This window comes from Candidatus Accumulibacter aalborgensis (assembly GCF_900089955.1).
Taxonomy (GTDB): Bacteria; Pseudomonadota; Gammaproteobacteria; order Burkholderiales; family Rhodocyclaceae; genus Accumulibacter; species Accumulibacter aalborgensis.
Genome location: NZ_FLQX01000051.1, coordinates 1 through 1,588 on the forward strand (window position 1 = coordinate 1; position 1,588 = coordinate 1,588).

Annotated in this window: 1 protein-coding gene; it reads right to left on the reverse strand. The window is 61.2% G+C overall.

What is annotated here, in order from left to right; translation table 11 throughout:
• Positions 1–171 precede the first annotated feature (171 nt).
• Entirely contained in the window at positions 172–1,488 is a 1,317-nt protein-coding gene (locus ACCAA_RS04415; protein ID WP_186406036.1) for an IS1380 family transposase, read from the reverse strand.
• Between the last annotated feature and the right edge of the window lie 100 nt (positions 1,489–1,588).

Genomic DNA, 1,588 nt, shown 5'->3' on the forward strand with positions numbered 1-1,588 from the left:
TTAGCCCGGATATTTCACGAGCCGATGTTGGGTGAGGTGAAGCGGCTGCAGGTGCTCAGAGGCGCGATTTTTGGGTTGCCGCTGCGTCGATTCGAGGCGATTTGCGAATTTTGCAGACACCGCCCCCAAACCCCCGGATGATCAAAGCGCCGGGGGTGCGCTGATTTTGGTTTATCCGCTGTTCAGGCCATGGGCGGCGGCAAGAAACAGGTGTCGCAGGGGGAACGCGGAGGCGACATAGAAACGGATCCGGCGCGTGTTGCGAACGATGACCGCGCCGACCTTCAGAAGCTTGGCGCGGATCGTGCCGGCCTGCGCCGTAGCGAGTTCCGTTCCGGCCAGAGCAACGCATCGCAGATGCTGCATCAGGACATAGCCGAGCGAAGCGATCAGCATGCGGAACTGATTGGGCCACCAGCGATGGCAACTGGTTCGGTCGGCGAAGAGGCCGAGCTGGCACTCCTTGATCCGGTTCTCCATCTCGCCACGGGCGCAATAGTCGGACTCGTATCGTTCCCTCAGGTCGCCCGTGAGATTGGTGACGACGAAGCGTGGATTGGCTTTGGCGGTCTTCGTGATTTCAGCCTTGACGATGACACGACGCGGTTGCGCCCAGGTGCCGGCCCGGTACCAGAGTTCGCCGAAGCAACGAATGCCCTCGCCGGTCAGGGCATACGCTTCCATCGCCGACTCCATCCACCATGCCGCCATGCGTTCGATGCGCTGATTCCGCGCCAGGCCGACGATGTAGCCGACGCCATGGCGTTCGCACCAGGACAGAATCCGGCGACGGCAGAAGCCCGAGTCGCCACGAAAGACGATGCGCACGGACGGCCAGACGGCACGCAGCCGTTGCACCAGCCCCTTGAGAATGGCGCCGGCCTGTTTCGCCGCGTCAATGTTGGCCGGGCGCAAATACGACACCAGCAATTGCTCGCCGCAGAAGACGTAGAGCGGCAGGAAGCAATACGTGTCGTAGTAGCCGTGGAAGAAGCGGCCTTCCTGCGCGCCATGCACCGGATCATCGGTGGCATCGAAGTCGAGAACGAGCTCTTCTGGCGGCGCGGTGAATGACGCGATAAACCGGTCAAGGATGACCTCGTGAATGGCACCCGCGAGTGCGCGATCCGCTCGCTGTTCGAAACGGCATAAGGTCGGACTCGACGCCGCTGGCGTTACCTTGCCCAAGGCCGTCTGAAGCGCCAGATCGTGTCGCAAACGATCATGATCGTTGAGGTCTTCGTAGCCTTGGACGAGACCATAGACGCGCTGTCTCAGAAGTTCGACAACGCTGTGTTCGATCCGCTCCGGCGCTCGCGGGTCCGGCAGCTTCGACGCCACGCGATTGAGCAAGCCGATCTGTTCGTCCGCCTTGCGGATGAGCAGCAAGCCTGCATCCGAAGTGACGTCACCACCGTCAAATCCAACCTCGATTCGGCGTCGCCCGACGCTCCCAAATAGCTCTCCCTGAACGGTACAATCTGGCATCGGCGGAACCCCCTGTGTCAATCTGTCTAAGCACCAGTATCAACGCAGGTCCACGCGGTTCCGCCGACCTCATTTCTTGCCTTTTTGTGAAATATCCGGG

Coding starts and splice junctions, on each gene's coding strand:
- ACCAA_RS04415 (WP_186406036.1), bottom strand. CDS start 1,488: ATGCCAGATTGTACCGTTCAGGGAGAGCTATTTGGGAGCGTCGGGCGA.